Genomic DNA, 26,927 nt, shown 5'->3' on the forward strand with positions numbered 1-26,927 from the left:
GGCTTTGCTCGAGTAAAACCCTAGGTTTTAGTACAAAAGTTCAACTAATTTTCCGACCCGTCACTCGGTGGAGGGCAACTGACGGCTCAGGCGGTGTTGCAACCAGCGCTGGAGGCCATGTATTAGCAGGGCCACGGCAAGGGCCACCGCCACCCCGGTGAGGCTGTTGAGCAGGCGCACTTCCGGTACGTGCCAATCCAAGGCCAGGCATTCGGCGAGGAGCACTGAGCAGAGAATGCTTTGCAGCATAAACAAGCCGTAGTGATTGGCCTGCCAGGCGCGGCTGAGAATAATCAGCGGCAACAGGAGGCTGACCATCAGTGTCGGGCTTTGCAGGCTGTGCCCGAGCAAGATCAGCAACACCGCCACACTGAGGCTGCCGAGAATGGCCAGCAGCGCACGTTGCAGGCTGCTGTAGAAGCCGACCTGGAGGGTCGCCAAGACGGTCAGGGTCAGCCAGTAACCACGGTCGACGTTGGTCAAATTGACCACCAGAGCACACAACCCCAAAGCCAAGGTGCAGGACAGCGCATGCAAGCGCCACTGGGTTTGCGGCAGGCTTTGGCTATGGCGCATCAGTACCTTGATGATGCTGATAAAGCGCGGCATATACGGCCACATACGCAGCCCGTGCAGCCCTCGCAAACCAAAAGCCAGGAGCATCACCCAGAGACCGCCGAGGATAAATAACACGGCCACGGCATTGGGATTATGCAGCGAGCTGAGGCCCAATTGGCTTTGCCCCAGGCTCAAGCAGATCACCAGGCTGACGGCGAACTTGCCGGTTTCTTTGCCGAAGCGTTGCAGCCAAGCCAATAACAAACCAAAGGCGGCGAACAGGATAAAACTGCTTTGGTAGTGCTCGCCGGCCCAGAACCCCAAGCCCGTGCTGCACGCGCCTAAGATGCACAGCATGAGCATGCGCAACATGCCTAGGCGGTGCATGGGATTAGCCTGCGCGGCATGGAAAGCGCCTAAGGAGGCCCAGAAAAAGCCCGGGTGGCCGCTAAATAAACCCAACAACAGGGGCAGGGCGCAGCCGAAACCTGCGATCAGCGCCGAGCCCCAAGCAGCTGGGCCCGCATGCCAAATAAAGGAGGGTGAGGGCTTCTTCATGAACTTATACCGGGCTGGAGCGCCCCGTCATTTCGCGGGCCATCTCTGTAGCGTAGCTGTCGGTCATGCCGGCGATAAAATCGATCATGCGTAAAAACGCCGGGTATAACTCGGTGCCGGGACGCGGTGCATTATTGCCCAGCAGATCGAGAATGCGCCGGTTTTTAAACGACAACGGGCCGCCTTCAAACTGCTCCAGAGCGGCTCCGCAAAAGGCGTTAAGGAGGATTTCCAAGGTGGTGTAAGCACCAATTTCATGCAGGGTTTTGCGTTTGTCCTGAAAGATTTTCTGCCGTGCCATGTCCTTGGCGCCGAGCACGCAGCGCTTGGCGGTGGCGTGCATGTGTTCGACCAGATCGCCCTGTAATTGGCCGGCCAGCAAGGTGTCATGCTGCTCAACGAAGGCTTGTGCGGCCGCATTGGTCAGGTGCTCGATGGCTTTGCCGCGCAGAATTGCCAGCTTGCGCCGCTTGGAGTCGCTGGCGCCGAGCTGGCGGTAGGTTTCCGGCAGATCATCGCCAACCAGATCAAGCAGCAGCGCTTCCACTTCGCTGTATTCCAGCAGCTCCATTTCCAAGCCATCTTCCAGATCGATCAGGCCGTAACAAATATCGTCGGCCGCCTCCATCAGATACACCAAGGGATGTCGTGCCCAGCGCTGCTCATCGAGCTGCGGCAAACCGAGCTTATTGGCGATTTGCTCAAGCAACGGCAGCTCGCTCTGATAGCAGCCGAACTTGTGCTTTTTGTAGCCCAGGGCTTCGGCATGGCGTGCCGTCCAGGGGTATTTCAGGTAGCTGCCGAGGGTGGCATAGGTGAGGCGGGTGCCGCCATCGAACTGGTGGTATTCCAGTTGAGTCAGCACGCGAAAGCCTTGGGCGTTGCCCTCAAAACTTAAGAAGTCGCCCCGTTGTGCCGGGCTCATGGCGTCCAGCCAACCGCGTCCAGCGGCCTGCTGAAACCAATGGCGGATGGCGTCTTCACCGCTATGGCCAAAGGGTGGGTTGCCGATGTCGTGGGCCAGGCAGGCGGATTGCACGAGCACGCCGAGATCGCTCGGTGCGCACCAATCCGGCAGGCGTTCACGGATCATTTCACCGACGCGCATGCCCAGCGAGCGGCCGACACAGCCGACCTCCAACGAGTGAGTCAGACGGGTATGGATATGGTCGTTGCTGGAAACCGGATGCACCTGGGTCTTGCGTCCGAGGCGGCGAAAGGCGCCGGAGAAGATGATGCGATCATGGTCTTTATGGAAGGGGGTACGCCCGAGTTCGGTAGCGCTGTGGGTAGGTTTTCCAAGACGTTCACGGTTAAGCAGGCTGTGCCAATCCAAAGCAGGTCCTCGCCGATAGGGCAGATGGACCTTAGCTTCGGTGTTATGGGCGGCGGTTGCAAGTCTATAGGTCGGCTGCCGCCTGCTCAGAACGCCGCGGCGTCGATGTCGATCAACAGCAGGCGATTGCCGTTATCGATAAATTGCCCGGCGGTTAAGCAGTACTGGTTAGTGGTGGCATCGCGGTAGGTGCTGGACAGAACCAGACCGTGGGCATCCCAACCTTCGGCCAGCACTTGATAAAAGTACGGGCGCCATGACCAGTTGTGGCCGATATAGCGGTTATCGCTGTGCCAGCTCTGCTCGCGCCACTCTAAGTTGGCGCTGACTTGCGTGCCGTGGCGATCACATTGGAACAGCCGCAGCAGCCAAGGGTAGGCATGGGGGGGGGGCAACTGGTCGGTATGACTGCCGCTGGTGAGCCAGTGTTTGAAGCTGTTCATCAGCTCATGCAATTGCTGGCGCAAACTCAGCAGGCGGGCCCGTTCGCTGAGTTTGCGCCGCACGTAGCGATCGCGCAGCTGGGCGAAGTGCTCGACGAAGGTGTCGCTGGGCAAGAACTCAGCTTGGCCCTGGCCGAAAATATAGCCTTGGATATAGCGCGCGCCACATTCTAGGGCAAAGTCCAACTGTGCCTCGGTTTCTACGCCCTCGGCGATGATCCAGCAGCCGGTGCGCTCGGCCATCAAGGCCAGGGCTTTGACCACCTCGCCGCTGTGGCCACCGCGCGCCGCCTGCTGAAACAGACGCATGTCCAGTTTGAGGATATCCGGTTGCAAGCTCAGCACCCGATCCAGCTGCGAACTGCCTGCGCCGAAGTCATCAATGGCTACCCGCACCCCGGCCTCTCGGTAGCGGTTTACCACCCCGGGCAGGCGATTTTTAGCACCGTTTTGCTCGGTGATTTCAAACACGATGCGCTGTGCGGCAATACCGCTGCCGGCGAGTAACTTGAGGCTCGGCAAAGTTTGCTTTGGCTTGAGCAGGCTGATCCAGCGCGGCGAGATATTGAGGCTGAGGAACCAGTCTGCTGGTGCCTCGGCAAAGCGTGCCAGTGCTTGCCGGCGGATCTCCCGGTCGAAGGCGCGCAGCTGCGCATTGGCAATGTGCGGGTCGCTAAACAACGGGCCGGCTGAACGCAGTTGACCAGCGCTGTTACGCAGCCTGGCTAATGCCTCGACCCCGGCGATGCGGCCGGTGGCCGTGTCGATAAAGGGCTGGAACACAACCACCGGTTCACCGTTGAACACAGTTTAATTCCTTAGCCAGCAAGAGCTTGGCGCAAATAATCGGCAAGCTAAAGCAAGAACATGGCCACAATCGATGCTGTGACCTGGCTCAGGAAAAAAGTACTGCTTAGTCTTTGCGCCGCAGGATGGGCAGCGCAACCATGGCTAGGCGCAGCCACTTACGCAGATTGCTGGAGCGCACGCCAAGGGTGGTCAGCAGCATCGCGCCACCGGCCAGCCACAGTGATCTTTTGTGTTTACCCAGCTCGCTGCGCCAGTTGTGGCGCAGGTCATTCATTTGCTTGAGCGGTTGCAGCATGACCTGGGCCTCGTGGCGCAGCTCCTGACGATGCAGCTCTAAGCGCATACGCAGGATGTTCTTGCGCAGTTGGCGGCGCGACAGGTTATCTGGCAGGTCTGGCAGGCTCATAGGGACAGGCGCCTCAAGGCAGCAGTTGTTCGCGGTCGCGGGCCAGTTCTTCAAGGCTGGCGCTAAACGGGGTAGGGGCTTGGCGGATGCGTTGAAGCAAACTCAACACGCAGGTCAGCAGGCCCAAGGTATAGAACAGGCACAGGCCCACGATCACCAGCAGGCGATGGGTATCCCAGAAGGCGATCAGCACAGCGGTGGATAAGCCAAACAGCAGCATCAAGGCAAACAGCAAGCTCAATCCGGTCAGCAGCAATAAGGTGACGGTGCGCCCCTGCTGCTCCTTGAGTTCCTCAACGAATAGTTCGATATGGCCTTGCAAGAGCCCGAGAAGGGCACTGGCAAAACGTCGCGGCGAGTTGCCGCGACTGGCGGATGATTTCGACTCAGTCGCATCCATAAATGAGCTCTAGCGCCGGGAAATCAGCAAGCCTAACAGCAAACCAATGGCGGCGGAAAAGCCGATGGTTTGCCATGGGTGGGATTGCACATAACCTTCAGTGGCGTCCAAAGCCGCCTTGCCGCGTTGGGTCAGGGCTTGCTCGGCGTTGTTCAGCGTGTCGCGGGCGCGACCAATGCTTTCACGCAATTTATCGCGCAGCTCATCGCCTTGCTCACCGACCACACTGGCCGATTGCTGAAGCAGCTTCTCGGTTTCACCAACGAGGGTTTGGAACTCTTCAAGCAGTTTGTCTTGCGGTTCACTTGCAGCAGCTTTACGAGCCATAGGGTTCTCCCACTGGGTTTATTGGTCTTGGCTTTTGAGTTCGGTGACTGGCCAATGTTCACTAGGGTTTAGCTCGCTGACCGGGTTTTGCACGAACTTACCCCATATTTTGCTGAGCGATTGCCACCGTTTGAGCCATTGTGGGACAGGTTCAATGTGCGCTTACTGTGCCTGAGTAATGATTTAAGTTACTAAAAAATATCGATTATTTATTTTTGCTTAGGCTGGGGCTGAGCGCTGGCATGGCTCATTATCTGAACGGCTTTGGAAAATTGTCCGTTTGTCGAATCAGGTTATCTTATTCCTAAACCGAGTTCGGCCGCTGTGATGATCTGCTGGCTTTACTTCACCTGCCAGCCAAGTTGCTGCTGTAGGCACGCCTTTGGTCGCTCAAGTGCTATGTGGACTAAAGTTTCACTGCGCCGCGCCGCCAACTTGTCAGTCACTCAACTTAGGAATCTGGCCATGAATCCGCTCAACTCTGCGTCCTGGGCTACGTCCCGTGCCACTAATGGGAGTATCACCAGCCCCGCGCGCAATCAGGCCGATGGCCAGACAACTTTGGCCAATCGCCTGACTGAGCGCTTAGGCTTGGTCCCAGGCTCCTTGACCGGCAAAGGCCAAGAAGATTTCAGTCCAGACAAAGTTGCCGAGCGGGTGCTGGGCTTCGTTGAGCAAGGTTTGCAGTCGGCGCAAGCCTCTGGTGCCGATAGCAGTAAGTTGCAAAGCATTCTGCAGCAAACGCGTAAGGGCGTGGAGCAAGGCTTCTCCGAGGCACGCAAAATTCTCGACGATATGGGCCTGCTCAACGGTCAGGTGGCCAGCGATATCGATTCGACTTACGAGAAGATCCAAAATGGTTTCAGCGCCCTCGATCAGCGCTACAACCCCGGCACCAGCAGTGCCGGCAGCATCAGCCTGAGCAGTCAAAGCCAGCGCTTTATTGCCAAGGCAGAAAGTTTTCAGCTGGAGGTGACCACTCGCGACGGCGACCGCCTGCGTATCGCTATCGCCCAAGCCTCGGCCAGTTGGTCGCAAAGCAAGGTGGCGGCCAGTAGTGATGGCAGCACGAGCGCGCTGCTCGCCAGCAGTCAAAGTGGCAGCGTGCAGATTGGTGCCTGGCAGGTGGATATCCAGGGGGAACTGGACGACCAAGAACGCGGTGCCTTAGAGAAGCTGTTCGGTCAGGTACAGGACTTGGCAGACAAATTTTATAGTGGCGACCTTAACGGTGCTTTCGATCGCGCCATGGCCCTGGATTTGGATGGCGAGCAACTGGCCTCGATGTCCTTAGCGTTAAGTCAGACCACTGTGCGTCAAGCCACTGAGACTTACAGCACGGTGGCGCAGCAGGGCGGTCAAGCGGCCAGTGCCTTCAATGGTGCTTTGTTCGATTACGCGCAGAGCTTGCTCGACAGCCTGCGTAGCAGTCAGCAAGTGGCGGCACCTGAGGATGCGAAGAGCATGCTGGAGCAACTGCTCGAAGGCGGCTTCTCCCTCGATGATCGCTTTAGCGACGACAGCCGGGCTCAGGCCGGGAAGCTCAACAGCCGTTTGCTCGATGGCTGGCAGGCATTGTTGGGCGGCGCACCGGGCAGTAGTGCCCGCCCACTTGCCTAAGGTGCGGCAGTGCTAAACTGCGCCATCATTAACCTTGTGGATGTGTGCAGATGTTCCCGGAGTGTCAGCTGTTCGGTACCCTCGGTTGCCATTTATGTGAGGTGGCTGAGGCTGAGTTAATGCCCCTGGTGGCACAGGGGCTGTCGGTTGAATTGATCGATATCGCTGAGCGTGAAGAGTGGGTCGCCAGTTATGGCCTACGGATCCCCGTGTTGCGTCGTATCGACAGTGCGGCGGAATTGAACTGGCCGTTCACTGGCGCGCAAATCCTTGAATTTTTACGCAGCACTTGATGCCCTCCGTCTGCGGGCCAAGCCTTATAAGGAATGCGATACATGAGCTCGATACATGGTGATGCTTTGTCGTTGCTGTTGTTTCGTTTGCACAGTGGCCGCTTACTGGGGATCAACCTGCTGAAAGTGCAGGAGATCATTCCGTGCCCCGCGTTGACCAAGCTGCCTAGCCGCCATCCCCATGTGCGCGGCGTGGCCACATTGCGTGGCGCCGCCCTGACGGTGATCGATCTGGCCAAGGCCATTGGTGAGCGTGGCGTCAGTGCGAGCAACGATGGCTGCCTGATCGTCACCGAGCTCAGTCGCTCGCGTCAGGGCCTGCATGTGCAGCAGGTGGAGCGTATCGTGCAGTGCTACACCCGCGATGTAAGACCGCCGCCGGCGGGTTCGGGAAACAAGGCGTTTATCACTGGGGTGACGCAGATCGACGGCAAGATTGTGCAGATTCTCGACATCGAGAAAGTCCTTCACGAACTGGCTCCGGCGGATTTGGACGAGCAAGAAGAACAGGTGCTCAGTGACAGTCAGTTAGCCTTGCTGAAAGGCCGCCGCGTATTGGTGGTGGATGACTCCCATGTCGCCCTGCACCAGAGCATGATCACCCTGCGTAAGCTCGAACTGGATTGCCATATGGTGCGTAGCGCCGCCAGCGCTCTGGAATTTTTGCAGGCGCAGCATGACGCGGGCCTGCCGATTGAGGTCTTGGTGTCGGATATTGAAATGCCGGAAATGGACGGCTACGACCTCGTTCGCACCTTGCGTAAAAAACCGGATATCGGGCAAATCTACGTGCTGCTGCATACCTCGCTGGACAGCACCATGAACACCGAAAAAGCCAATGCGGTGGGCGCTAACGATGTGCTGACCAAGTTCTCCACGGTTGATTTGAGTCTCGCCTTGGCTAAGGCTTTTGCCAGCCTCTGATTAGCCCTGTGGATGCCTTTCGAATAACCCGCTACGGCGGGTTTTTTGTGCTTTGGAAAATGTCTTCAGCGTGCCGTTTGCGACGCCGATCACTTAATGGGGCAGAAGGTTCTTAAGGCTGAAGGCGTTTGCCGGGCAATTATTTATGCTGTCGCACTGGAGCAGTTAAGGGCTGTGGAGCGATGGTTAACGTGCAGGTTTCAGGGGTGGTTAAAGGGTTACTGCAAGGTGGCTTGTTACTGGCCTTATTAAGCGCAGCCACAATCAGTGCTGCGGCTAATCAGCCCTGTTCAGGCAAAAAGGGCGGCGTGGCGCGCTGTGACGGCGAGTTGTTTGTCTGCAAGGATGGCTCCATCAGTGCTTCAAAGCGTCGCTGCGCGGCAGGGCGTGATGGTTCGAGCGCGGCGCCACTGCGGGTAATTGGCGGCGATGGTGCCTGTGCTTGCGGTAGCGGCACTTTGTGTACCGGCCCCAGGGGTGGGCAGTTTTGCATCACCAGCAGCGGCAAGAAGAGTTACAAACGCCAATAAAAAACGGCCACTAGGGCCGGTTTTTTTGCGGTTTAACTGAGCTTAAAAGCCTGAGTTAAAACCCTAAGATGGTCGGAGAGACAGGATTCGAACCTGCGACCTTCTCGTCCCGAACGAGACGCGCTACCAAGCTGCGCTACACTCCGAATAGTTCGAGATTCTATTTAAAAGCATTTGTCGCACAAGGGCTGGCAGCAATTTTTGCCTGCGAAGTTAAACCCCAGTTACTGCCTTAGATACCGGGCAATTGGTTGGGCCCGGTATCTAAGCTCAGGGATTACAGCTCTTTAACGGTGCGCACTTGGTCCTTGTTGACCTTGGCACGTTTGCCGTCGAGTTGTTCGAATTCGTAGAAGCCCGAATTTTCGTCGTAGTCAGGTGTATCTACAGTTTGGATTTCACGACCATCGTTCAGGGTGATGACGGCTGGCGAGGAACAACCGGCCAAGGTAGCCAGGCCAGCAGCGAGCAGCAGAGCAGGAAGAATGCGTTGAGTCATAGTGAGCTCCTTAAAAACTTTTTGAGGTGTTATTCGTTGCTTTGTGACGCGATTTGTCTAGCAAAGTTCCATGATGGCAGGGCGAGATCTAGGTTAGCAGGCGCTCAGGCGTGTTGAAGTTAGCCAGGCGCGGGTCACCTTCTGCGCACTGTATAACTAATGGATTCAACTGGCGCAACCAGCGCTGTGGGCTGCGCTCACCGGCCTGCCAAACGCGTTCCAAACTGCCCAGCTCGGCGCAGGGCAAAAGCGCAAATAACGGCTCCAGAAACTCGCCTTGGGCCACGACAACTGGGCGCGCGCCTTGTTGCCCGAGGAGTTGCTCAAGCAGCGCTCGATCAACTTGTGGGGCATCGCACGGCAGCACCATTAAATGGCTATGACGGGCGCTGCGCATACCGGCACGAATGCCGGCAAATGGACCGGGGAAGTCTTGCTCGTCATCGCTGACTAAACCGTCGGCATAGATTGCGTATTGTTCGGCGTTACGATTGCAGGAAATCAGCAGGTCGTCGGTTAGTGGTCGCACCAGCTCACTGAGCCAACTGATCAAGGGTTTACCGCGCCAGCTCAGCAAGCCTTTATCGGCGCCGCCCATACGTTGGCCACGGCCACCTGCCAGTAGTAATACTGAGCAGACGGGCAGTGGGCTTGAATCATCCATGCGAGAGCCTCCGGCTTAGGGCCTGTGATATAACGCCTGCATTATTGCCGATAACGGGAGGCCTGCCATGGGCCATAAAGCGGATGCACCTTTTGTTGCTTTAAATATCGCCGTACTGACGGTCAGTGACACGCGTACCCTCGACACTGACACCTCAGGTCAGCTGTTGGTTGATCGCCTTACAGAAGCTGGCCATACCCTGGCCGCACGGGTATTGCTCAAGGACGATCTGTACAAAATTCGTGCTCAAGTCGCCACCTGGATTGCCGAAGAGCAGGTGCAAGTGGTGCTGGTCACCGGCGGCACCGGCTTTACCGGACGCGATAGCACACCCGAAGCCGTGAACTGCTTATTGGATAAAAAAGTCGATGGTTTTGGCGAGCTATTCCGCCAGATTTCCCTCGATGATATTGGCACCTCGACCATTCAATCCCGTGCGTTGGCAGGCCTGTCCAACGGTACCCTAGTGTGCTGCTTGCCGGGCTCGACCAATGCCTGTCGCACGGCCTGGCAGGGCATCTTGGCGCAACAACTGGATAACCGTTTCCGTCCGTGCAATTTCGTGCCCCATCTCAAACCCGTGGTCGCTTGTGAGAGCCGTGGATGAGTAGCGCCACACAGTCCTCACTGTTGTCGTTGGAACAAGCCCTCGCACTGTTGCTGGCTCAGGCCGAAGCCGCACCTATTCTGGAGCAAGAGTGGGTGGCCTTAGCGGCGGCGGACACTCGCGTATTGGCCGAGCCATTGCTGGCGCCGCGTGACATGCCGCCTTGGGCTAACAGCGCGATGGATGGCTATGCCTTGCGTTACGCGGATTGGCGTGGTGCAGCGCTTGCCGTCAGTCAGCGCATCCAAGCCGGCAGTGCGCCGCAGCCGCTGCAGCCCGGCACTTGTGCGCGGATCTTTACCGGCGCGCCCATGCCCGCTGGCGCCGACACGGTGGTGATGCAGGAAAACGCTGAACTCGACCCGGCGGGGCAGGTGCTCTTTAGCGGCGATCTGAAGCCGGGGCAAAACGTGCGCCCGCAAGGTCAGGAATGTACTCAGGGCGAGGTGGTGCTGCCCGCAGGCAGCCGCTTGGGGCCGATTGAACTGGGCCTGGCGGCGTCACTCGGTTACGCCGCGGTGCCGGTTAAACGCCAGCCGCGGGTGGCGGTACTCTCCACCGGCGATGAGTTAGTCGAGCCGGGGCAGCCCTTAGGTCCGGGGCAAATTTACAACAGCAACCGTCAGGTGCTGATTAGCTGGTTGGAGCGATTAGGCTGCGCCGTAGTCGATGGCGGTATTCTGCCTGATGACTTATCGCTCACCCGGGCGGCGCTGCACGATCTGGCTGAGGTGGATTTGATTTTGTCCACCGGCGGGGTGTCAGTGGGCGAGGCCGATTACCTTGGCCAGGTGCTGCGCGAGGATGGCGAGCTGACGTTGTGGAAACTGGCGATCAAGCCCGGTAAGCCGCTGACCTGCGGGCAATATCGCGGCGTCCCGGTGATGGGCCTGCCGGGCAATCCGGCCTCGACCTTGGTCACCTTTGGCCTATTGGCACGACCTTATTTGCTCCGTCGTTTAGGGGTGCAGCGCGTCGCGCCGTTGGCCATGCAACTGCCCGCCGGTTTTAGCTGGAGCAAGCCGGGGCAGCGCCGCGAATACCTGCGCGCACGGATAGAACACGGCCGCGTGGTGCCCTACGCCAATCAGAGTTCAGGAGTGCTGCGCAGCGCCGCTTGGGCGGAAGGTTTGGCCGAAGTGATGGAGCACAGCACCTTGGCTGAAGGCGATAGCCTGCGCTTTATTCCCTTGAGCGAGCTGCTTGGCTAAGGCTGTGTGCTGTGGTTGCGAAACTCGCCCGGGGTGAGCCCCGTCCAGCTTTTGAAGCTGCGATGAAACGAGCGGGTTTCGCTAAAGCCCAAGACGCTGGCGATGGCTTGAATGGGCAAGTCGCTGCGTAGCAAATAATCCTCGGCCAGCTCTTGGCGCAGCTCATCAAGAATCTGCTGGTAGCTGGTGCCGGCCAACTGCAAATGACGTTGCAGGGTGCGCACCGTCATGGCGAACTTTTCCGCCACCCGCTCTTTGCGCGGTAAGCCCTCTTTGAGGAGCAAACGCAGGCTGTTTTTGACCCGTACTGGTAAGGGCTGATCGTTATCCAGACCCGCCAGCAAAGCCAAGGCATGCTCTTCAAATTGGCGCAATAGTTTGGGGTCGGCTTGGCGCAGGGGCAGCGTGAGCATGGTCGGTACGGTCAGCAGGGCGTTGCAGTCTTGGCCGAACAGCACCGGGCAATCGAACACCGCCTGGTACTGTTGCTGCGAGGTGTGACTTGGCCGGGCATGACTGAACCACACCGCCTGCGGTGACAGCTGCGTATCGGTAATCCAGCGGGCATAGAGCAGCCAAGAGGCGAGCACGCTTTCGACTAAATGCCGGTTGAGTTCGCCTTCTTGGTGGCCGCAGTTCCAGATCAGTTTCACCTGCTGCGCGCTGGCTTCAATCCGGCTGGTACCCATGTCGCCGACCAACTTTTCAAATGGCACGATCCGCGCCATGGCCTCGCCCAGCGTAGCGCAGTTCATGGTGATATAACCCAGTACGCTCCACGAGCCGGGTTGCACGTAGCGGGCACTGTGTAAGCCGAAGAGCGGATCGCCAGTCTGCTCGATCAACTGCCTGAGTAACTGTGCTACCGCCTCCTCGCTGAGGCGTTGGTTACTCTGGTTGAGGTGTTCTGGGTCGAGACCGACGCTGTGCAGCACAGGTTGCGGGTCAACGCCAAGCTGCTGGGCATGGCGGACAAATTTGAGTAAGGCGGCAACCGCGGTAGAGCCAAAATTTTGCATAGTTATTCTTATGGGCTTTGCCAGTGACGCTGTCGTGGGAGGGCGAGAGCGGCGGTTAGTATAGGCAGCCCAGGTGAGTGACTGACAATACTCGGGCAGACAAAAACGCCTCGCTGAACCAAGCCCGCGAGGCGTTATTTTTCCAGCATTGCCGCGCCGGTGAGTCCGTGCGCGGCAGACCGTCAGGCCAGATCAACCAGGATGATTTCACTGTCCTGTTGCGCGGTGACGCGGATCACTGACTCATTCTCAACCGCTACACCGTCACGAGCCTGGGCAGCCACGCCGTTGACTTCAATGGCGCCTGTGGCCGCCACTAAGTAAGCCTTGCGCGTGGAGCCCAGGGCGTACTCGGTGGTTTGTCCAGCTTGCAGGGTCACGGCTGCCAGGCGTGCGTTGCTGTTGATCTTCAGTGCGTCCTCGTCCTCGGCATAACCGCTGGCCAAGGTGACAAAGTCGCTGTGGCGATCGCTGGTGGGGAAGCGTTTGGTGCCCCACGACGGCTTCAGACCCATGCGGTTCGGCTGAATCCAGATTTGGAACAAGCTGGTGGTGGTTTCCTCCATATTGCCTTCGCTGTGATAAATCCCGGTGCCGGCACTCATCACCTGCACATCGCCAGCCACGGTGCGACCTTTGTTGCCCAGGCTGTCTTCATGGGTGATTGCCCCTTGGCGGACATAGGTGATGATCTCCATGTCGCGATGCGGGTGCGCTGGGAAGCCAGTGTTGGGCGCGATCTCATCATCGTTCCAGACCCGCAGGGCGCCCCAGTTCATGCGCTCTGGGTCGTAGTACTCAGAGAAGGAAAAGTGATGGCGAGCGTTGAGCCAGCCGTGCTGGGCGGCGCCAAGTTTGGCAAAAGGGCGTACTTCAATCATCTCGATATCCTCAAAGTGAGTACCGCGTTGTCCGGCCGTACTCGGTGGCAATGGCGAGATGATTGCTTAAATAAAATCGATTTAAAAACGAGAAATTACGAATTTAATAATCGATATATTCGATTTAATGGCCTGGCTATTGTCAATAGTCAGGCAACTCAAGCCAAGTTGCTGTGGTCTGCAATACTTCTGCTGCGTTTCATAACTGGATCTGGAGGCACTGCATATGGATGAGCGTCGGGCACTATTGATTCTGCACGGTAAACAAGCTCTTAACCCCGAGGTGCGCAGCGCTGTTGAAGCGCGGCGCGAACAAGGTTGGCAGCTGGATGTGCGGGTGACATGGGAGGGCGGCGACGCCCAGCGTCTGGTTAACGAAGGTCTGGCGGCAGGTTATCCGGTCATCATCGCCGGCGGCGGCGACGGCACCTTACGCGACGTAGCCGAGGCCATGGCGCTGGCCGAAGCCAAGGCCAGCTTGGCCTTACTGCCCTTGGGCACCGCCAATGATTTTTCCCGCGCCGCTGGGGTTGCGCTGGAGCCGGCGGCTGCCCTGCAATTGCTTGATCAGCCAGCCCAGGCCATTGATCTGGGCGGCGTGGACGGACAGGTGTTCCTCAACATGGCCACCGGCGGTTTTGGCAGCAATGTCACGGCCAATACCTCGGAGGATCTTAAGCGTGTGCTCGGTGGCGCCGCCTATTTGCTCACCGGCTTAAGCCGCTTTGCTGAAGTCAGCTCCTCCTTTGCCCGTTTTACCGGGCCGGATTTCAACTGGGAAGGGGAAGTGCTGGCCTTGGGCATTGGCAATGGTCGCCAAGCGGGCGGTGGCCACGTGTTGTGTCCGCAGGCGCGGGTAAACGATGGGTTGCTCGATGTGTGCATTGTGCCAGCCGCAGCCGATGCGGTCGGCACCTTGGGCACGTTGCTCTCCGGCGGCATTAAGGGCTTGCAGAGTGTGGCGGTGACGGCGCGGGTGGCTTGGCTGGAGGTGGAGGCACCGAAGGGGCTGGATTTGAACCTCGACGGCGAGCCGGTGGAAACCACAAAAGCGCGCTTTAGCGCGCTACCGCAAGCATTGCGCGTGCATCTGCCGGCAGACTGCCCTTTATTGTTCGAATAACCTCGACTGTAGATTGTTGGACTGGCGAGCAAGGCGCGCTTATCGCATGATGGCGTCTTGCTATGTTCATGGCTGATGGGTGATCGCACAGTGCCGTCATCCGCCATTATTTGGACTAGGCTAAGGCAATAAGCCCACAGGAGCACAAGATGGCCGGCATTCTCGACACCGTTAACCAGCGCACCCAACTCGTGGGTGAGAACCGCCTGGAAATTCTTATGTTCCGTTTAACGGGCCGGCAGCTGTTCGCGATTAACGTGTTCAAAGTGCAGGAAGTCCTGCAAATGCCCAAGTTGACCCTGATGCCGCAGCGGCACCGCTTTGTTTGCGGCGTGGTCAACCTGCGTGGGCAAACCCTGCCGGTGATTGACCTGTCCCAAGCCATCGGCATGCGCCCGATTGTCCCGGATGAGCGCAGCACCATTATCGTCACCGAGTACAACCGTTCGGTGCAGGCCTTCTTGGTCGGCGGCGTGGAGCGCATCCTCAACCTCAATTGGGAGTCGATCCTGCCCCCGCCAGGTGGGGCCGGGCGTCAGCATTATTTAACCGCGATCACCAAGGTCGATGATCAGATCGTCGAGGTGATTGACGTCGAGAAGGTGCTGGCGGAAATCACCCCCATGAGCACCAAGGTGTCCCCGGAGAAGCTGGCGGACCCACTGTTGGAGTTTGCCCGTGGTCGCGAAGTGCTGCTGGTGGATGACTCCAACGTGGCCATGAGCCAATTGCGCGGCACCATGGCGCAGTTGGATGTGCGTTGCCACAGCGCGACTGACGGCCTGCGTGCTCTTAAGCAGTTGAAAGCTTGGGCGGATGACGGCATCGATGTGCAGGAAAAACTGCTGATGGTCATCACCGATGCTGAAATGCCGGAAATGGACGGTTACCGTCTGACCACCGAAATTCGCAACGACCCACGTTTAAAGGATCTGTACGTGGTGCTGCACACATCATTGTCCGGCAGTTTTAACGAAGCCATGGTGAAGAAGGTCGGTTGCAATAACTTCCTTTCCAAGTTTCAGCCGGACAAACTCGTCGACGTGATTCATGAGCGTCTGGCTCTGCTGCATCCTGAGCCGTAGAGCGCTTGGCGGTGAGTTTCCCCAGGCGTTAAAGGCTTGGCATGATGGCACTTGTGGCATGACTGGCATGCCCGTATAAGTGTAGTTTTTTGCCGAGACTTGACGCCATGTTGCACCTCAGCGGCCTCTATCGTTACCCCCTGAAATCTGCCCAAGGCGAAGTGCTCAACAGTGCTTATGTTGATGAGCTTGGCGTACAGGGCGATCGCCGCTGGATGTTGGTCGATGAAGGCACTGGGCGCTTTCTCAGCCAGCGCTTACTGACGCAAATGACCCAGCTGCAAGCGCTGTGGCAAGGTCACGATTATTTGCGTCTGAATGCGTCAGGTCATCCTGAGCTGCTGGTGCCACTGCCCGACGGCAACAGCGCGCTGCGTACGGTCACTATATGGGGCGACACCCTGGATGTGCCGGATGCCGGCGATGCTGCCGCCCAGTGGCTGAGCAACTGGCTGGGCCGACCTTGCCGCTTGGTACATGTGCCTGCCGCGCGGGCACGGCAAGTGGACACGAAATACGCGCAGGTCGGCGATAAGGTCGCCTTTGCCGATGGCTTTCCACTGTTATTGATTGGGCAGGCCTCGCTGGATGACTTATCGACGCGCATTGGCCGGGCGCAGGCGATGCTGCAATTTCGCCCTAACTTGGTGGTGGCAGGTGCTGAGTCTTATGCCGAAGACAGCTGGCGGCGCATCCGTATCGGCAGCGTTGAGTTTCGCGTGGCCAAGGGCTGTGGCCGCTGCATCGTGACCACCATAAACCCGCAAACCGGTGAGCGCAGCGCCGACCGTGAGCCGCTCAGCACATTGCGCACCTACCGCCAGGGGGAGGATGGGCAGATTTATTTTGGCCAGAACCTGATTGCGTGCGGGGCGGGGCAGTTGGATCTGTCGATGCCGGTCGAAGTGCTTGAGTAAGCGGGCGGCAGCACTCTGACCCAGCGGCTTAGCCCTGGGTCAGAGTGTTAGGCCTTACTGATCGAAGTAACGCTCATGCCAGCCCACCAGGGACTGCGGCGCGTTGAGCTTATTGGCGTAGATCACCGAGTAAGACAGCACGTTTTGCACGTACTGACGGGTCTCATCGAACGGAATGTTCTCGATCCACACGTCATAGGCCAGGTGATCGGCGCCACGTAGCCACTGGCGCACGCGCCCGGGGCCGGCGTTATAGGCCGCCGAAGCCAAGACGCGGTTGCCATTGAACTGGCCGTAAATCTGACTCAGATAAGCCGCACCCAGCTGGATATTCACCTCAGGGCGCAGCACTTGCTGCGGCGAAGCCAGCGGGATGCCGAAACGTTTGGCGGTTTCTTTGGCGGTGGCTGGCATCAATTGCATCAGGCCCATGGCGCCGACATGACTCTTGGCGTCGGCCATAAAGGCGCTTTCCTGGCGAGTGATGGCGAACACCCAGCTGGAGTGCAGGTCGCGGTTGCGCGCCTCACGCACCAGCTCATTGCGGTGGGCCATGGGGAAGCGCACGTCCAAGTCGTCCCAGTACTGTGCTTGGCTAATGGTGCGGATGGCTGGGAAGTACCAGCCCATCTCGTAGCCTAAGCGCGCTTGGGCGACCATTTCATCGCGACTAAACAAGCGGGTGACGTTGTACCACTCGCGGCGGCCTTCGACGATCTGGCCGCGGGCGTGGAACTCCAGGGCGCGGCGGATGGCTGCCGAGTTACGCACCTTATTGATGGTTTGCTGGCTGAGTTTGAGCGGCGTGTTGTTCAGCTGATAGGGCGACTGCACCTGATCAGCGGCCATAAAGCCATAGAAGTCGCGTTCTTTGGCCAAGGCTTGGAACTGTGCCTTGGGTTCTTGGCTGTTGGGCTGCGCCAGTTGCAGGCTGCGCGCCTGCCAGTAACGCCAGCGGTTGGTGTTGGCGAGTTCTGCCGGCATCTTGTGCGTCAGCTGGTTGGCTTCTTGCCAGCGGCCTAAGCGCAGCAGCAGGCGCGCCCGCCATTCACTGACGGTGTTGTCGCGCAGCTCCGGGTCGTACTTGGCCATCACGTCCAAGGCGCGTGGATCAAAGCGGCGGGCGAGGGTCAGGCCGATCTCGCGGGCGATCGCCACTTGCTCGTCCTTGGAGAATTTCATGCGCTGGGTGTAGCCATCCAGCAGCTTCAGTGCCGCTTCTGGATCTTGCCGGGCCAGGCGGCGCAGACCGAGGCCGACCACATCGGCCATGGCTGGGTCGGCGTGGCTAAAGCGCGCGGTTTGTTTGAGCAGCTCAGGCTTCTGCGCCACATCCAGCAGCAGTTGGCCTTGTACGGCGCGGTTGGGCATTTGCTTGATCAGGTGGCTGACCAACCCATAGTTGCGGGCTTCGGCGGCCAACTTGGCCCGTTGCCAGCGCAGTTGCTCGGTGAGCTGCCCCTCGGCCGACCATAGGCCAAACAGGGTGTCGCAGCTGTCCGGTTGCGATTTGCCCACCAGCCACAGTTTTTGCGCGGTGGCGAAGCCTTCTTTACGCATGCCTTGTTTGAGTTGGTACTGGCCATACAGGCAGTCCAGCTCAGTGAAGTTCAGCTCAGGCTCATAGTGGTTGGCAAAGGTCTGCCATTCGCCGCGCTCGGCCAGCCAGCGCAACCAACGCAGTTTCATCCAGTTGATTTGCGGCAGGTCGCCGTGTTCGGTGATGAATTTCTCGATTTCGTCGTTGCCGGCCCATTTCAACCGAGCGGTCAGTTCGTCGTAAGCCAGATAGGGCTCCAGCGGATAGTCACGCAGGGCACTGGCGTATTGCTCGTAGGGACCTTTGTCGCCTTTGGCCAAGGCCGCTTTGGCTTGGTCGTAATACAGGCGTTGTTGCGCCAACGTCGCGGCCTGCGCCGTCGTCATGGCAAGGGAGGAAAACACAAAGCAAGCCAACAAGGCAGACAGGGAACCGCGCATAACACTTCCAGGAAAGAGGGCGTATCCAGCTAGCTTAGTCGTTTGGCCTTGGAGGGTGAAGGCTCAAAGCGTGCAGAACGGCGACAAGTGTCCGTGAAATTTCAACTATTTAGCGCACAAGCATGGTGTTTCAGCGAAATTGCCTGAGCCGACTTGCTATCTCGGTTAGAATACGCGCCCTTTTTGTGGCCAGCCTGTGCTGGGCACAGATGTTTTTCGACGATTCAGTCGCGTGGCGCTGCCTAGCTAGGCCTGCCCGGGCTGAATTGCCCGTGGTTTTTGTTGAGGCGTGCCATGACCCTGCTTAAGTTCTCAGAAGTTTCCCTGGCCTTCGGTGCAATGCCGCTGCTGGACAAGGTGTCATGGCAAATTGGCCGGGGCGAGCGGGTGTGCATCATCGGCCGTAACGGCACCGGTAAGTCGAGCATGCTCAAGCTGGTCAAGGGCGTGCAGAAGCCCGATGACGGCTCGGTATGGCGCGCACCGGGACTGAAAATCGGCGAGCTGCCGCAAGAGCTGCCGGTGGCCGACGACCGGACCGTGTTCGATGTGGTGGCCGAAGGTCTGGATGGCGTCGGCGAGCTGTTGGCGCAATATCATCACCTGAGCCAAAACATTCACAACGACGAGGACCTGGACAAGCTGATGCACGTCCAGCAGGACCTCGAAGCTCGCGATGGCTGGCGTTTGCAGCAATTGGTCGACAGCACCCTGAGCCGCCTGCAACTGCCAGCCGACAAAACCCTCGCCCAGCTGTCCGGTGGCTGGCGCCGGCGCGTGCTGCTGGCCCAGGCCTTGGTCTCCGAGCCGGATCTGCTGCTGCTCGATGAGCCCACCAACCACCTGGATATCGGCGCCATCGCCTGGCTGGAAGAAGCCCTTAAGGACTTCACCGGCGCGGTACTGTTTATTACCCACGACCGCTCCTTCTTGCAGAACCTGGCGACGCGCATCCTTGAGCTGGATCGCGGCGGCCTGATCGACTGGAATGGCGACTACGCCAGCTTCCTGGTGCATAAAGAGGCCGCGCTGGCCGCGGAAGAAACCGCCAACGCCCTGTTCGATAAGCGTCTGGCCCAGGAAGAAGTGTGGATTCGTCAGGGCATCAAAGCCCGCCGTACCCGTAACGAAGGCCGCGTACGCGCCCTTAAAGCCCTGCGCGTGGAGCGCAGCGAGCGCCGTGAGCGCACCGGTAAAGCCAATATCCAGCTGGAAAGCGCAGAAAAATCCGGCAAGCAGGTCATGGTGCTGGAGAACGTCAGCTTCGCCCACCCGGGTGGTCCGCTGCTGATCAAAGACTTCTCCATGGTCCTGCAGCGCGGTGACCGTATTGGTCTGCTCGGCGCCAACGGCACCGGTAAAACCACGCTGCTTAAGCTGATGCTCAGCGGCTTGGAACCTACCAGCGGTGAAGTGGCGGTGGGTACTAAGATCGATGTGGCGTACTTCGACCAGTTGCGCCATCAGCTTGATCTGGAAAAAACCGTGATCGACAACGTCGCCGAAGGCCGCGACTTTATCGAAATCGACGGGCAGAACCGCCACGTGCTGAGCTACCTCGGTGACTTCCTGTTCAGCCCGCAGCGCGCGCGTACACCGGTCAAGGCTTTGTCCGGTGGCGAGCGTGCACGCTTACTGCTGGCTAAGCTGTTCAGCAAGCCAGCCAACCTGCTGGTGCTGGACGAACCCACCAACGACCTGGATGTGGAAACCCTCGAGCTGCTGGAGGAAGTGCTGCTGACCTTCCCCGGCACCGTATTGATGGTCAGCCACGACCGGGCCTTTCTCGACAACGTAGTGACCAGCACCTTGGTCTTCGAGGGCGGTGGTCTGGTCCGTGAGTACGTCGGTGGTTATCAGGATTGGCTGCGTCAAGGCGGCTCGCCACGTTTGCTGGGCGTTGGTGAAACTAAAGGCGGTAAGCCGGAGCTGGCCACTGCTGTCGTGCCTGCCGTTGCTCCTGAGCCTGCGCCACAGGCAGAAGTCGCGGCAGCGCCGAGCAAGAAGAAACTCAGCTATAAATTGCAGCGCGAACTGGAAGCGATTCCAGGGCAGATTGAAGTGCTGGAAACTCAGGCCACGAGCTTGCAGGAGCAAATCGCCCAGCCAAACTTCTATCAGCAGCCTGCGGCGACCACGGCTGAGGTGTTAGCTAAGCTGCAAGCTGTGCAAACAGAGCTGGATCAGCTGGTCGAGCGTTGGGCCGAGCTGGAAGGCTAAGCGCAAAGGATTGCCACAATAATGATCAGGGAGGGCTTCTCGGGGTTTGGCGGAGACGTGAATGAGCATCGAGTACCGCATTACGCTCGACGACGATCATCAGCTCAATTATCTGATTGAGCTGGATCGGCGCTACCAACCGGCGGCGGCGCAAAACGCGCCGAGCTGGACGCGTTTACAGCATCAGCAATGCAGCAACTGCCCGTTAAGTGCGCAAGCCTTTAGTCATTGCCCGGCGGCGGTGGATTTGTATCCGGTGATTGAGGACTTCCAGCGCTTGCCGGCGTTTCAGAAAGTCTCGGTCTCGGTGCTCACCCCAGAGCGCGAGTACACCAAGCTGATCGGCTTGGAGGAGGGCTTGCGCGCCTTGTTGGGGGTGATCATGGCTACCAGCGCATGCCCCTTGCTGAACCAGCTCAAGCCCATGGCGCAGCAGCATTTGCCTTTTGCCAATGCCCAGGAGTTCACCTTGCGGGCGGTATCGGTGTACCTCACCCAGCAATATTTCCATCTGCGTGAGGGGCGTGAAGCGGATTGGCAGCTCAAAGGCCTGGTGCACATGTTCCAGCAGTTGCAGCTGGTGAATCAGGCGTTTTGGCAGCGCATTCACGACACCTGTGAAGGTGACTCCAACCTCAAGGCGTTCCTCAGCTTCTTCTCCATGGCCTCCAGCCTGAGTTACTCGCTGGAAACCCAGTTGCAGAAGATTCGCCCGCTGGTGATGGCTGCTGAGCAATAGCGCGGCTATCGCTCAGCAGCAGGCCCGCGCTGGGTTAGGCGGGCTTTTTCAGGCGTACCGCCAGCACATCGCAGGGGGCGCTGTGCAACACATCGTTGGCGGTGGAGCCTAAGAGCAGGGCTAAACCATGCCGGCCACGGCTGCCGACGACGATCAGGTCGCATTCCTGCTCACTGGCTAAGCGGTGAATTTCTTGGCGCGGCTGGCCGTAGCTGAGATGGCACTGCTCGCGGATCACTTCGGCGTATTTCGCGCTGAAGCTGTCCAAGCGCTCGCGGGCTTGGTCAAATTGCTGTTGTTGCAACATCGACAGATCCATCGGTACGTCACCGCCAAAGGCCATGGCCATAGGCTCGACGACGTGGATCACGGACAGTTTGGCGCCGCTGCTGGCGGCCAGTTTCAAGGCGCGATGCATAACCGGATCGCATTCTTCAGTCAGGTCGGCAGCGACCAGAATGTGCTGGTAGGGCATGGTGATTACTCCTGGCAAGTGACTTGATGGGTTGAGTATGACCTTCCTAATGTCTGAAAACAGGCTTTTGTCGACGAGATCGTGAAATGGGTAACTGGTGGTGGCTGTTAATTCTGTTTGTCGTGCTCAGTCCGGTCATGTGGTTGATGCCGTCACAGCGTCAGCGTGGGCGCATGGATGTAAGGATGCAAGCGCGGCGCTTAGGCGTGGCCATGCAGCTGTCTCGACAAGAATGGCCGCATTGGCTGCTGGCCGAGCCGCCGCAGTCCTGTCCACAGTACCACCGTGGCCGCCGCGCGGGACGTACTGACACCTGGTGCTATTGGCAGTTGGAACCCGGTCAATGGCTCAACCAATGGCGCGAGCCCTGCGCTGACGCGGCCTTGCTCGCCCAGTTACAGAGCCTGCCGGCTGACGTTTATAGCGTTGCAGCCAACAAGCAGATGTTAGCTATTTGTTGGGGCGAGCGCGGCGGCAGTGCTGCGCTTGAACAGGTGGTGAATTTTCTTCAGGCCCACGCCTAGTCCGTCAGCCATGCACCTGTGCTTCTGCATCTGCGCGCTTATGCCTGCCGTCTAGAGATTGGCGGCGGCGTACTGGCTGGCAATCAATTCAATGTTTTGAATGATGCTGGTGGAGTACTTGTTGACCAAGAATGGCACGGTCTTTTCGTTGTAATTGATCAGCGAATTCTCGATGTAGCGCCACTTGGTGCTCACTTCATTCCAGGATTGCTTGATTGGCGCGGTGTTCTGCGGCTCTTTGAGCAATGCCTGCATTTGCCCGGCAAATTGGCTGACCAGCTCCTCAATTGGCCGCGCATCCGTACCGCCTATAAACGTCGCTCCCACTGAGGCGCTGCGCGAGGCGTAGTCGACGGCGATGCCTTGCATCAACAGGCTCTGTTCACGGCTGCGCTGGGTTAGCGGCGGCACGCTGAAATGGGCGTCTTGCTGGATGGCGCTGTAGAGCTGGGCGCTGAGGCCCATTAATTTTTGGTTGGCGACGGCGAGGTCCGCCACTGGCTGCAAGTCGCTATAGCCTTGTTGAGTGATGGCGTCGGTGAGTTTGTTCAGCTGTACTTGATAGTCCTGCCACAGTTGCAGTATTTGCTCATGCATGGCCGTGGAGGTCTGGCCAGGCATCGGGTGCAAGGCGCTGAGCTGGGCGTTGGCCTGCTCGAGATCGTCATGGATCATGCGCGCATAACGCTGGTCAGCCTCCATGCTGTTAAACATGTAGAAGTCGCCCAAGCTCTTTTGCGCCGCTAGGCGCATCTGATGCAGCTTGAGCAGATTCTCCGCAGCTTGTGGTGCTGGCGCGGCGTTAGCGCTTAGAGGAACTAGGGCTGCTAGAAGGGTGCTAAAGACGATAGCCAGCAGGCGGCTCGACATGGGTGGTGCTCCGTGCGCCCTGGGGCGTTTGTTGTTTTTATGGCTTCGCGCGAGCGGCTAAATCCATTTTTTATGCTGCTGGTTGTGCCTAGGGCTTAAGCGCCTACCAGCCAATTTTTAGTCAATGCGCAGGGGGAGAAGTGACCCAGTGCAAGGAATTTGGCAGCGTGAAGCGGCATTTTAATATCAGTTTTTTTGACGGACAGTTAGCCCCTGAAGCGTAAATTTTTGTACCTGTCGCCACAGGCTTTACAGGCTAATTGACAAGCGGGGGCTTTTCCTTGAAGGTGTGCACACCCAAATCAAACGGGCGTATGAATCGAGCGTTTGCTTAGAAGCGAGCGCCGTAATCGCCCGAATATCGCGTCGGTGGGTGTGCCAGGCTGATTGGGGCTAGTCTAGACGGGTTGTGCCGTGGAGTAGCTCGCTGGTTGGCTCCGATGTGTACTGTTCAGCTTCCATACCGTGGAGATCAGTTGATGATTTACGAAGGTAAAGCCATCACGGTTAAGGCTCTTGAGAGCGGCATCGTCGAACTGAAGTTCGACCTCAAGGGTGAATCCGTCAACAAGTTCAACCGCCTTACCCTGAATGAGCTGCGCCAGGCTGTCGATGCCATCAAGGCTGACGGCTCGATCAAAGGCGTGATTGTTAGCAGTGGTAAAGACGTATTTATCGTAGGCGCAGATATCACCGAATTCGTCGACAACTTCAAGTTGCCGGACGCTGAGTTGGTAGCCGCAAACCTCGAAGCCAACAAGATCTTCAGCGATTTCGAAGACCTCGCCGTCCCAACCGTGGCCGCCATTAATGGCATCGCCCTGGGTGGCGGTTTTGAAATGACGCTGGCTGCCGACTACCGTGTCGCCAGCGAGAGCGCCAAAATTGGCCTGCCAGAAGTCAAACTGGGCATCTACCCAGGCTTCGGCGGCACAGTGCGTCTGCCACGGGTTATCGGTGTCGATAACGCGGTGGAGTGGATTGCTGCCGGTAAGGAAAACAAAGCCGCTGACGCGCTTAAAGCCGGTGCTGTCGATGCCGTAGTGGCCGACGACAAGCTGCAAGCTGCTGCTCTGGATCTGATCAAGCGCGCCATCGCAGGCGAGCTGGATTACAAGGCCAAGCGTCAGCCGAAGCTGGAAAAACTCAAGCTCAACGCCATCGAACAAATGATGTGCTTTGAGACCGCCAAAGGTTTCGTTGCGGGTCAAGCTGGGCCGAACTATCCGGCGCCGGTTGAAGCGATCAAAACCATCCAGAAAGCGGCCAACATGGGCCGTGATAAAGCTCTGGAAGTGGAAGCCACAGGCTTCGTTAAGCTGGCTAAAACCCCAGTGGCTGCCAGCCTGATTGGTCTGTTCCTGAACGACCAAGAGCTGAAGAAAAAAGCTAAGAAGCACGACGAAATCGCCCACGACGTGAAACTGGCTGCCGTACTCGGCGCTGGCATCATGGGTGGCGGCATCGCCTATCAGTCGGCCTCCAAAGGTACGCCGATCCTGATGAAGGATATCCGTGAAGAGGGTATCCAAATGGGTCTGGACGAGGCTTCCAAGCTGCTCGGCAAGCGCGTTGAAAAAGGCCGCATGACCCCAGCGAAGATGGCCGAAGCCCTCAACGCCATTCGCCCAACCATGTCTTACGGTGACTTCGCTCACGTCGACATCGTGGTTGAAGCTGTTGTGGAAAACCCGAAAGTTAAGCACGCCGTGCTGGCTGAAGTAGAAGGGACCGTTAAGGAAGACGCGATTCTGGCGTCGAACACCTCGACTATCTCCATCAACTACTTGGCGCAAGCGCTCAAGCGTCCAGAAAACTTCGTCGGCATGCACTTCTTCAACCCCGTGCACATGATGCCGCTGGTTGAAGTGATCCGTGGTGATAAGTCCAGCGATGTGGCTGTGGCGACCACCGTGGCGTACGCCAAGAAGATGGGCAAAACCCCGATCGTGGTTAACGACTGCCCAGGCTTCCTGGTCAACCGTGTGCTGTTCCCTTACTTCGGCGGTTTCGCCAAGTTGGTCAGCGCCGGCGTCGACTTCGTGCGTATCGACAAAGTCATGGAAAAATTCGGCTGGCCAATGGGCCCAGCGTACCTGATGGACGTGGTGGGTATCGACACCGCGCACCATGCTCGTGACGTGATGGCCGAAGGCTTCCCGGATCGCATGAAAGAAGAGCGTCAGACTGCCGTTGACGCCCTGTATGCCGCTAAACGTTTTGGTCAGAAGAACGGCAAAGGCTTCTACGCTTACGAAACCGACAAGCGTGGCAAGCCGAAGAAAGTGGTCGACGCCAGCATTCAGGAAATCCTCGCCCCAGTGGTGTACGAGCAGCGTGAAGTGACCGATGAAGACATCATCAACTTCATGATGATCCCGCTGTGCATGGAAACTGTCCGTTGCCTGGAAGACGGCATCGTCGACAGCGCGGCTGAAGCTGATATGGGTCTGATTTACGGCGTAGGTTTCCCTCCCTTCCGTGGTGGTGCCCTGCGTTACATCGACTCCATCGGTGTGGCCGAGTTTGTCGCCCTGGCTGACCAGTACGCTGACCTCGGCGCGCTGTACACCCCGACCGCCAAGCTTCGCGAAATGGCCGCTAAAGGCCAGAAGTTCTTCGGTTAAGCGCGCAACGACTAGAGCGAGAGTGAATTTATGAGCCTGAATCCTAGAGATGCAGTGATCGTCGACTTCGGTCGTACCCCTATGGGTCGTTCCAAGGGCGGCATGCACCGCAATACCCGTGCCGAAACCATGTCGGCGCACCTGATCAGCAAAGTGCTGGAGCGTAACGCCAAGGTCGATCCGGCCGAAGTCGAAGACGTGATCTGGGGCTGCGTTAACCAGACCCTGGAGCAGGGCTGGAACATCGCGCGCATGGCGTCGCTGATGACCCAGATCCCACACAGCAGTGCTGGCCAAACCGTGAGCCGTCTGTGCGGTTCGTCCATGAGCGCGCTGCACACTGCGGTGCAAGCGATCCAAACCGGTAACGGCGACGTGTTCGTGGTCGGCGGTGTGGAGCACATGGGCCACGTCAGCATGATGCACGGCGTTGATCCGAACCCGCACCTGTCCCTGTATGCGGCTAAAGCCTCGGGCATGATGGGCTTGACCGCTGAAATGCTCGGCAAAATGCACGGCATCAGCCGTGAGCAGCAGGACGCTTTTGGTGAGCGTTCGCACCGCCTGGCCCACAAGGCCACCGTCGAAGGCAAGTTCAAGGATGAAATCATCCCGATGCAAGGCTACGACGAAAATGGCTTCCTGAAGGTTTTTGACTACGACGAGACCATTCGTCCGGAAACCACCCTCGAAAGCCTGGCTGCGCTGAAGCCTGCGTTCAACCCGAAAGGCGGCACCGTGACTGCAGGTACTTCCTCGCAGATCACCGACGGCGCTTCGTGCATGATCGTCATGAGCGCCCAGCGTGCTCAAGACCTCGGCATTCAGCCAATGGCCGTGGTACGCGCCATGGCCGTAGCCGGTGTAGACCCAGCGATCATGGGTTATGGCCCGGTGCCATCGACTCAGAAAGCTCTGAAACGCGCTGGCTTGACCATCAACGATATCGATTTCTTCGAGCTCAACGAAGCCTTCGCAGCTCAGGCCCTGCCTGTGCTCAAAGACCTCAAAGTGCTGGATAAAATGGACGAGAAGGTCAACTTACATGGCGGTGCTATTGCTCTGGGCCACCCATTCGGTTGTTCTGGTGCGCGTATCTCCGGTACCCTGCTCAACGTTATGAAGCAAAATGGCGGCACCTTAGGTGTTTCGACCATGTGCGTTGGCCTTGGCCAAGGCATTACCACCGTCTTTGAACGCCTGTAAGCTTTAACAGGTCTACAAGATGGGAAAAACCGGGGCTCAGGCCCCGGTTTTTGTTTGTTTGAGCAATGAGTCTAG

At 58.3% G+C, this 26,927-nt stretch carries 27 protein-coding genes and 1 tRNA gene; 14 read left to right on the forward strand and 14 right to left on the reverse strand.

Going from position 1 to position 26,927, the window contains the following annotated elements; all coding sequences use genetic code 11:
- Nucleotides 1-60: 60 nt before the first annotated feature.
- The 6 genes from NTD81_RS05360 to NTD81_RS05385 form a co-directional block, all read right to left on the reverse strand.
- Complete coding sequence (locus tag NTD81_RS05360) at nucleotides 61-1,116, reverse strand: FUSC family protein (protein ID WP_262180255.1); 1,056 nt, start codon at nucleotides 1,114-1,116, stop codon at nucleotides 61-63.
- 4 nt (nucleotides 1,117-1,120) lie between these two features.
- Complete coding sequence (locus NTD81_RS05365; protein WP_262180257.1) at nucleotides 1,121-2,452, reverse strand: deoxyguanosinetriphosphate triphosphohydrolase; 1,332 nt, start codon at nucleotides 2,450-2,452, stop codon at nucleotides 1,121-1,123.
- A gap of 86 nt (nucleotides 2,453-2,538) precedes the next feature.
- Nucleotides 2,539-3,702, reverse strand: a complete 1,164-nt coding sequence (locus NTD81_RS05370) for an EAL domain-containing protein (protein ID WP_262180259.1) — start codon at nucleotides 3,700-3,702, stop codon at nucleotides 2,539-2,541.
- Between the two features lie 106 nt (nucleotides 3,703-3,808).
- Nucleotides 3,809-4,111: a hypothetical protein gene (locus NTD81_RS05375; protein WP_262180261.1), complete on the reverse strand. Its 303-nt coding sequence runs from the start codon at nucleotides 4,109-4,111 to the stop codon at nucleotides 3,809-3,811.
- Nucleotides 4,112-4,124: 13 nt separating this feature from the next.
- Nucleotides 4,125-4,511 (reverse strand): phage holin family protein, encoded by a 387-nt coding sequence (locus NTD81_RS05380; RefSeq protein ID WP_262180263.1) that lies wholly within the window; start codon nucleotides 4,509-4,511, stop codon nucleotides 4,125-4,127.
- A 9-nt stretch (nucleotides 4,512-4,520) separates the two neighbouring features.
- The gene (locus NTD81_RS05385) at nucleotides 4,521-4,838 is read right to left on the reverse strand and encodes a YqjD family protein (RefSeq protein ID WP_262180264.1); all 318 of its coding nucleotides are present in this window, start codon (nucleotides 4,836-4,838) and stop codon (nucleotides 4,521-4,523) included.
- A gap of 465 nt (nucleotides 4,839-5,303) precedes the next feature.
- Between NTD81_RS05385 and NTD81_RS05390 the strand changes: the two genes are divergently transcribed.
- From NTD81_RS05390 to NTD81_RS05405, 4 genes are all read left to right on the forward strand, one after another.
- Complete coding sequence (locus NTD81_RS05390) at nucleotides 5,304-6,458, forward strand: DUF5610 domain-containing protein (protein WP_262180266.1); 1,155 nt, start codon at nucleotides 5,304-5,306, stop codon at nucleotides 6,456-6,458.
- 50 nt (nucleotides 6,459-6,508) lie between these two features.
- A complete protein-coding gene (locus NTD81_RS05395) occupies nucleotides 6,509-6,751 on the forward strand; it encodes a glutaredoxin family protein (protein WP_262180268.1) in 243 nt (80 codons plus the stop codon).
- Nucleotides 6,752-6,793: 42 nt separating this feature from the next.
- Entirely contained in the window at nucleotides 6,794-7,675 is an 882-nt protein-coding gene (locus tag NTD81_RS05400; RefSeq protein ID WP_262180271.1) for a chemotaxis protein CheV, read from the forward strand.
- 182 nt (nucleotides 7,676-7,857) lie between these two features.
- Nucleotides 7,858-8,205 (forward strand): hypothetical protein, encoded by a 348-nt coding sequence (locus NTD81_RS05405; protein WP_262180273.1) that lies wholly within the window; start codon nucleotides 7,858-7,860, stop codon nucleotides 8,203-8,205.
- A 69-nt stretch (nucleotides 8,206-8,274) separates the two neighbouring features.
- Here the strand turns inward: NTD81_RS05405 and NTD81_RS05410 are convergent.
- The 3 genes from NTD81_RS05410 to mobA form a co-directional block, all read right to left on the reverse strand.
- Nucleotides 8,275-8,351, reverse strand: a tRNA-Pro gene (locus NTD81_RS05410).
- Between the two features lie 131 nt (nucleotides 8,352-8,482).
- The gene (locus tag NTD81_RS05415) at nucleotides 8,483-8,704 is read right to left on the reverse strand and encodes a YgdI/YgdR family lipoprotein (protein WP_262180276.1); all 222 of its coding nucleotides are present in this window, start codon (nucleotides 8,702-8,704) and stop codon (nucleotides 8,483-8,485) included.
- An 88-nt stretch (nucleotides 8,705-8,792) separates the two neighbouring features.
- Nucleotides 8,793-9,368 carry a molybdenum cofactor guanylyltransferase MobA gene (gene mobA / locus NTD81_RS05420; RefSeq protein WP_262180278.1) on the reverse strand — a complete coding sequence of 192 codons (576 nt, stop codon included), beginning with the start codon at nucleotides 9,366-9,368 and terminating at the stop codon, nucleotides 8,793-8,795.
- A 67-nt stretch (nucleotides 9,369-9,435) separates the two neighbouring features.
- On the opposite strand from mobA, the gene moaB reads away from it, so the two are divergent.
- Entirely contained in the window at nucleotides 9,436-9,975 is a 540-nt protein-coding gene (gene moaB, locus NTD81_RS05425) for a molybdenum cofactor biosynthesis protein B (RefSeq protein ID WP_262180280.1), read from the forward strand.
- Nucleotides 9,972-11,186 (forward strand): gephyrin-like molybdotransferase Glp, encoded by a 1,215-nt coding sequence (gene glp, locus NTD81_RS05430; RefSeq protein WP_262180282.1) that lies wholly within the window; start codon nucleotides 9,972-9,974, stop codon nucleotides 11,184-11,186. The genes moaB and glp overlap by 4 nt, the downstream gene beginning before the upstream one ends.
- Here glp and NTD81_RS05435 read toward each other — a convergent pair.
- Nucleotides 11,183-12,205 (reverse strand): AraC family transcriptional regulator, encoded by a 1,023-nt coding sequence (locus NTD81_RS05435; RefSeq protein ID WP_262180284.1) that lies wholly within the window; start codon nucleotides 12,203-12,205, stop codon nucleotides 11,183-11,185. The genes glp and NTD81_RS05435 overlap by 4 nt on opposite strands.
- Before the next feature lie 182 nt (nucleotides 12,206-12,387).
- Nucleotides 12,388-13,086: a pirin family protein gene (locus tag NTD81_RS05440; protein ID WP_262180286.1), complete on the reverse strand. Its 699-nt coding sequence runs from the start codon at nucleotides 13,084-13,086 to the stop codon at nucleotides 12,388-12,390.
- 226 nt (nucleotides 13,087-13,312) lie between these two features.
- Here NTD81_RS05440 and yegS point away from each other — a divergent pair, with 226 nt between their 5' ends.
- The 3 genes from yegS (at nucleotide 13,313) to NTD81_RS05455 (ending at nucleotide 16,211) form a co-directional block, all read left to right on the forward strand.
- Entirely contained in the window at nucleotides 13,313-14,209 is an 897-nt protein-coding gene (gene yegS, locus NTD81_RS05445) for a lipid kinase YegS (RefSeq protein ID WP_262180288.1), read from the forward strand.
- Between the two features lie 149 nt (nucleotides 14,210-14,358).
- Nucleotides 14,359-15,294, forward strand: coding sequence for a chemotaxis protein (locus NTD81_RS05450; protein WP_262180290.1), 936 nt, complete (start codon nucleotides 14,359-14,361; stop codon nucleotides 15,292-15,294).
- A gap of 107 nt (nucleotides 15,295-15,401) precedes the next feature.
- A complete protein-coding gene (locus tag NTD81_RS05455) occupies nucleotides 15,402-16,211 on the forward strand; it encodes an MOSC domain-containing protein (protein WP_262180292.1) in 810 nt (269 codons plus the stop codon).
- 54 nt (nucleotides 16,212-16,265) lie between these two features.
- Here NTD81_RS05455 and NTD81_RS05460 read toward each other — a convergent pair whose 3' ends face one another.
- The gene (locus tag NTD81_RS05460) at nucleotides 16,266-18,191 is read right to left on the reverse strand and encodes a transglycosylase SLT domain-containing protein (protein ID WP_262180294.1); all 1,926 of its coding nucleotides are present in this window, start codon (nucleotides 18,189-18,191) and stop codon (nucleotides 16,266-16,268) included.
- A gap of 294 nt (nucleotides 18,192-18,485) precedes the next feature.
- Here NTD81_RS05460 and NTD81_RS05465 point away from each other — a divergent pair, with 294 nt between their 5' ends.
- Entirely contained in the window at nucleotides 18,486-20,411 is a 1,926-nt protein-coding gene (locus tag NTD81_RS05465; RefSeq protein WP_262180296.1) for an ATP-binding cassette domain-containing protein, read from the forward strand.
- Between the two features lie 61 nt (nucleotides 20,412-20,472).
- On the forward strand, nucleotides 20,473-21,150 hold the full coding sequence (locus tag NTD81_RS05470) for a DUF6901 family protein (RefSeq protein WP_262180298.1): 678 nt from the start codon (nucleotides 20,473-20,475) through the stop codon (nucleotides 21,148-21,150).
- A 34-nt stretch (nucleotides 21,151-21,184) separates the two neighbouring features.
- Here the strand turns inward: NTD81_RS05470 and NTD81_RS05475 are convergent, their stop codons facing one another.
- Nucleotides 21,185-21,625, reverse strand: coding sequence for a universal stress protein (locus NTD81_RS05475; RefSeq protein ID WP_262180300.1), 441 nt, complete (start codon nucleotides 21,623-21,625; stop codon nucleotides 21,185-21,187).
- A gap of 86 nt (nucleotides 21,626-21,711) precedes the next feature.
- Here NTD81_RS05475 and NTD81_RS05480 point away from each other — a divergent pair, with 86 nt between their 5' ends.
- Nucleotides 21,712-22,149 (forward strand): hypothetical protein, encoded by a 438-nt coding sequence (locus tag NTD81_RS05480; protein ID WP_262180302.1) that lies wholly within the window; start codon nucleotides 21,712-21,714, stop codon nucleotides 22,147-22,149.
- 51 nt (nucleotides 22,150-22,200) lie between these two features.
- Here NTD81_RS05480 and NTD81_RS05485 read toward each other — a convergent pair whose 3' ends face one another.
- Nucleotides 22,201-23,019, reverse strand: a complete 819-nt coding sequence (locus NTD81_RS05485) for a hypothetical protein (protein WP_262180304.1) — start codon at nucleotides 23,017-23,019, stop codon at nucleotides 22,201-22,203.
- Nucleotides 23,020-23,498: 479 nt separating this feature from the next.
- Here NTD81_RS05485 and fadB point away from each other — a divergent pair, with 479 nt between their 5' ends.
- Together fadB and fadA are read left to right on the forward strand one after the other, a co-directional pair.
- Nucleotides 23,499-25,646 carry a fatty acid oxidation complex subunit alpha FadB gene (gene fadB, locus NTD81_RS05490; protein ID WP_262180306.1) on the forward strand — a complete coding sequence of 716 codons (2,148 nt, stop codon included), beginning with the start codon at nucleotides 23,499-23,501 and terminating at the stop codon, nucleotides 25,644-25,646.
- 30 nt (nucleotides 25,647-25,676) lie between these two features.
- Complete coding sequence (gene fadA, locus NTD81_RS05495; protein WP_262180308.1) at nucleotides 25,677-26,852, forward strand: acetyl-CoA C-acyltransferase FadA; 1,176 nt, start codon at nucleotides 25,677-25,679, stop codon at nucleotides 26,850-26,852.
- The last annotated feature ends 75 nt before the right edge of the window (nucleotides 26,853-26,927 follow it).

Source organism: Pseudomonas sp. 5P_3.1_Bac2 (assembly GCF_025465995.1).
In the GTDB taxonomy this organism is placed as follows: domain Bacteria; phylum Pseudomonadota; class Gammaproteobacteria; order Pseudomonadales; family Pseudomonadaceae; genus Aquipseudomonas.

Bases quoted from the DNA above. Each gene is read 5' to 3' on its own strand.
- NTD81_RS05360 (WP_262180255.1), bottom strand. From the start codon at position 1,116: ATGAAGAAGCCCTCACCCTCCTTTATTTGGCATGCGGGCCCAGCTGCT.
- NTD81_RS05395 (WP_262180268.1), top strand. From the start codon at position 6,509: ATGTTCCCGGAGTGTCAGCTGTTCGGTACCCTCGGTTGCCATTTATGT.
- NTD81_RS05440 (WP_262180286.1), bottom strand. From the start codon at position 13,086: ATGATTGAAGTACGCCCTTTTGCCAAACTTGGCGCCGCCCAGCACGGC.
- glp (WP_262180282.1), top strand. From the start codon at position 9,972: ATGAGTAGCGCCACACAGTCCTCACTGTTGTCGTTGGAACAAGCCCTC.
- NTD81_RS05375 (WP_262180261.1), bottom strand. From the start codon at position 4,111: ATGAGCCTGCCAGACCTGCCAGATAACCTGTCGCGCCGCCAACTGCGC.
- NTD81_RS05450 (WP_262180290.1), top strand. From the start codon at position 14,359: ATGGCCGGCATTCTCGACACCGTTAACCAGCGCACCCAACTCGTGGGT.
- yegS (WP_262180288.1), top strand. From the start codon at position 13,313: ATGGATGAGCGTCGGGCACTATTGATTCTGCACGGTAAACAAGCTCTT.
- fadB (WP_262180306.1), top strand. From the start codon at position 23,499: ATGATTTACGAAGGTAAAGCCATCACGGTTAAGGCTCTTGAGAGCGGC.
- NTD81_RS05460 (WP_262180294.1), bottom strand. From the start codon at position 18,191: ATGCGCGGTTCCCTGTCTGCCTTGTTGGCTTGCTTTGTGTTTTCCTCC.
- NTD81_RS05475 (WP_262180300.1), bottom strand. From the start codon at position 21,625: ATGCCCTACCAGCACATTCTGGTCGCTGCCGACCTGACTGAAGAATGC.
- NTD81_RS05455 (WP_262180292.1), top strand. From the start codon at position 15,402: ATGTTGCACCTCAGCGGCCTCTATCGTTACCCCCTGAAATCTGCCCAA.
- moaB (WP_262180280.1), top strand. From the start codon at position 9,436: ATGGGCCATAAAGCGGATGCACCTTTTGTTGCTTTAAATATCGCCGTA.
- NTD81_RS05435 (WP_262180284.1), bottom strand. From the start codon at position 12,205: ATGCAAAATTTTGGCTCTACCGCGGTTGCCGCCTTACTCAAATTTGTC.
- fadA (WP_262180308.1), top strand. From the start codon at position 25,677: ATGAGCCTGAATCCTAGAGATGCAGTGATCGTCGACTTCGGTCGTACC.
- NTD81_RS05415 (WP_262180276.1), bottom strand. From the start codon at position 8,704: ATGACTCAACGCATTCTTCCTGCTCTGCTGCTCGCTGCTGGCCTGGCT.
- NTD81_RS05480 (WP_262180302.1), top strand. From the start codon at position 21,712: ATGGGTAACTGGTGGTGGCTGTTAATTCTGTTTGTCGTGCTCAGTCCG.
- NTD81_RS05470 (WP_262180298.1), top strand. From the start codon at position 20,473: ATGAGCATCGAGTACCGCATTACGCTCGACGACGATCATCAGCTCAAT.
- NTD81_RS05390 (WP_262180266.1), top strand. From the start codon at position 5,304: ATGAATCCGCTCAACTCTGCGTCCTGGGCTACGTCCCGTGCCACTAAT.
- NTD81_RS05380 (WP_262180263.1), bottom strand. From the start codon at position 4,511: ATGGATGCGACTGAGTCGAAATCATCCGCCAGTCGCGGCAACTCGCCG.
- NTD81_RS05400 (WP_262180271.1), top strand. From the start codon at position 6,794: ATGAGCTCGATACATGGTGATGCTTTGTCGTTGCTGTTGTTTCGTTTG.
- NTD81_RS05405 (WP_262180273.1), top strand. From the start codon at position 7,858: ATGGTTAACGTGCAGGTTTCAGGGGTGGTTAAAGGGTTACTGCAAGGT.
- NTD81_RS05385 (WP_262180264.1), bottom strand. From the start codon at position 4,838: ATGGCTCGTAAAGCTGCTGCAAGTGAACCGCAAGACAAACTGCTTGAA.
- mobA (WP_262180278.1), bottom strand. From the start codon at position 9,368: ATGGATGATTCAAGCCCACTGCCCGTCTGCTCAGTATTACTACTGGCA.
- NTD81_RS05485 (WP_262180304.1), bottom strand. From the start codon at position 23,019: ATGTCGAGCCGCCTGCTGGCTATCGTCTTTAGCACCCTTCTAGCAGCC.
- NTD81_RS05465 (WP_262180296.1), top strand. From the start codon at position 18,486: ATGACCCTGCTTAAGTTCTCAGAAGTTTCCCTGGCCTTCGGTGCAATG.